The 2,930-nt window shown below is 54.7% G+C and carries 3 protein-coding genes; all 3 read left to right on the forward strand.

Annotated features, from left to right (window positions below; all coding sequences use genetic code 11):
- Window positions 1–1,361 (forward strand): peptidyl-prolyl cis-trans isomerase (locus tag K5905_RS30875; RefSeq protein ID WP_297591548.1); only part of this gene is annotated, 1,361 nt, incomplete at its 5' end.
- A gap of 24 nt (window positions 1,362–1,385) precedes the next feature.
- Window positions 1,386–2,399, forward strand: a complete 1,014-nt coding sequence (gene trpD / locus K5905_RS30880; RefSeq protein ID WP_297591549.1) for an anthranilate phosphoribosyltransferase — start codon at window positions 1,386–1,388, stop codon at window positions 2,397–2,399.
- A 4-nt stretch (window positions 2,400–2,403) separates the two neighbouring features.
- Window positions 2,404–2,930 (forward strand): indole-3-glycerol-phosphate synthase (locus tag K5905_RS30885; RefSeq protein WP_297591550.1); only part of this gene is annotated, 527 nt, incomplete at its 3' end.

A 2,930-nucleotide genomic window follows, 5' to 3' on the forward strand; every position in this document is an offset into this window, starting at 1 on the left:
TTGAAGCACTGGATGCCTATCAGCGCGAAACCCGGGGGGTGGAGTATCTTCTGATTTCCACCGATACGATCGGAGAGATTGAAGACCCCTCAACCGATGCGCTGAGCAGCTATTTTGAGGAAAAGAAGGACAATTTCCGGGCGCCGGAATTCCGCGAAATCAAGTATGTGGCACTGACACCTGACACACTCGCTCGACCTGAAGATGTCAATGAAGAAGACGCGCGCTCAGAATACGAGCGTCGTGCCGACGACTTCTACCAGCCTGAACGTCGCAAGATTCGCCAAATGTCTTTCCAGTCGAAGGAAGCCGCCGAGGAAGCCGCTGCTGAACTGCATGACGGCAAAACCTTTGAGCAACTCATGTCAGAACGCAATCTCGGCAACAACGACGTAGCGCTCGGAGTAATGAGCAAAAGCGACTTTCTCGATGAAACCCTTGGCGATGTAGCATTCTCACTGGAAAGCGGCGCAAGCAGTGACGCTGTCGAAGGCCGCTTTTCCACGGTCATCCTGAATATTGAGGAAATTCTCCCCGAAAGCACCCAACCTTTCGAGGAGGTCAAGGAGGGTATCGTTCAGGAACTTGCCAAGGAACAGGCGGAACGCGAGATTCTGGATCTCCTGGACGAAATTGAAGATGCCCGCGCTGGCGGAGCCCTTCTCGATGAAGTGGGCGACAGGTTCTCATTGCCTGTGGTCAGCCCGGAAGCGTTCGATGCATCCGGAAAAACAACTGCAGGAGCCGATGCAGAGTTGCCGGAAGCAGAAGGCCTTGTTGCCGGAACCTTCGATAGTGATATCGGTATTGAGAATGATGTTCTCCAGCTCGGTGACCGTGGTTTCCTCTGGTACGATGTTGCCAAGGTCATTCCCTCACGCGACCGCAGTCTCGACGAAGTCAAAGACAACGTTGTCACCGCCTGGAAATCAGATGAACTTTCCAACCGCCTCACGGATACCGCCGCAGACCTTCTTGCCAAAGCGGAAAGCGGAACACCGTTCATCGCACTGGCGGCTGAAAAGGGTCTTGAAGTCCAGACAGCCGACGGCCTTACACGGAACACCCCATCGGGTGATCTGGGCGCGGAAGCCGTTTCAGCGGTGTTTGGTGGCCCAGTCGGCTCCAGCGCAACAACTGCTGCGGCCAACGGCAACGACCGCCTGGTATTGAAGGTTACGACGACTTCGACGCCCGAATTCGATATTTCGGCTCCCGAAGTTTCCGCCCTTGGAGACCAGTTGTCGCAACAGCTTCAGGATTCCCTGCTTGGTCAGTTCATAACCGACCGCGAAAACAAGGCTGGCGTGGAGATCAACCAGGCCGGTGTCGCACAGATCATCGGATTGAATCAAAATTGATTCCTAGACAGGTGGAATACTGACATGAGCACGTTCAAAGACATCATCGCCAAAGTTGCCGATGGTCACGCTTTGAGCCCGGCCGAAGCGCGGGAAGCTTTTGACGTGATCCTGTCCGGATCCGCAACCCCCTCTCAGTTGGGCGGTTTCCTCATGGCATTGAGAGTGCGCGGCGAAAGCATCGCCGAAGTCACAGGTGCCGTCGCAACAATGCGTGCAAAAATGCTGCCTGTCGACGCTCCGACCGATGCCATGGATATTGTCGGCACCGGCGGAGACAACTCTGGCAGCTACAATATCTCAACCTGCACGGCGCTCGTCGTTGCCGGGTGTGGCGTTCCTGTCGCCAAACATGGAAACCGGTCGTTGTCGTCAAAATCCGGGGCGGCAGAAGCACTCGCTCAACTCGGCGTCGATATTGATATATCACCTGAGAAAATCTCAGATTGCATCCGCACCGCCGGAATCGGCTTCATGTTTGCACCACTCCACCACGCAGCAATGAAGCATGTGGGACCAACCCGCATGGAACTCGGGACGCGCACAATCTTCAATTTGCTCGGTCCACTTTCGAATCCGGCAGGTGTCAAACGCCAGATGGTTGGCGTGTTTGCGAAAAAATGGGTCGAACCAGTCGCTCACTCACTCAAAGAACTCGGCTCCGAAAAAGCCTGGGTCGCTCATGGTTCTGACGGCATGGACGAAATCACTACGACCGGTCCGACCTATGTGAGCGAACTCAGGGACGGCGAAGTGCGATCCTTCGAGATCTCGCCATCTGACGTAGGCTTGCCAATTGCGAGAGCGGAAGACCTCAAAGGTGGACAGCCCTCTGAAAATGCCAAGGCACTTCAGGAAGTACTGGCAGGAGAGAAAAACGCCTATCGTGATATCGTTCTCTTCAACTCAGCGGCATCTCTGCTGGTCGCTGACAAGGTATCCAACCTGAAAGACGGCGTCGAAATGGCGGCGATGGCAATTGACAACGGCACCGCTGCCAGCACTTTGGAAAAACTGGTCGCCGCATCGAACGGATAATCAAATGGCTGACATCTTACAGAAAATAGAAGCCTACAAACGCGACGAAATCGCCGCCGCCAAAAGCACCACGTCTGTGGTGGAACTGAAGGCTCAAATCCGCGATGTCTCCGCTCCGCGCGGATTTCTGAATGCGATCAAATCAAAAAACACAGCCGGTGAGTACGCTCTCATTGCTGAAATCAAGAAGGCGAGCCCCTCCAAGGGTCTGATCAGGGAAGATTTTGACCCGCCGCAGCTCGCCAAAGCCTATGAACAAGGTGGTGCAACCTGTCTTTCCATTTTGACCGACACGCCCTCGTTCCAGGGGAGACCTGAATTTCTGACAACCGCGCGAGACGCGGTTTCCCTGCCGGCATTGCGTAAGGACTTTCTCTACGACCCCTATCAGGTGTTTGAGGCACGGGCATGGGGGGCTGACTGCATCTTAATCATTCTGGCAGCCGTTGAGGATGACACCGCAAAAGCCCTTGAAGATGCAGCTTTCGACCTCGGAATGGACGTCCTGCTTGAAGTTCATAACGACGAAGA

This window comes from Roseibium sp., assembly GCF_025698965.1.
In the GTDB taxonomy this organism is placed as follows: Bacteria; Pseudomonadota; Alphaproteobacteria; order Rhizobiales; family Stappiaceae; genus Roseibium.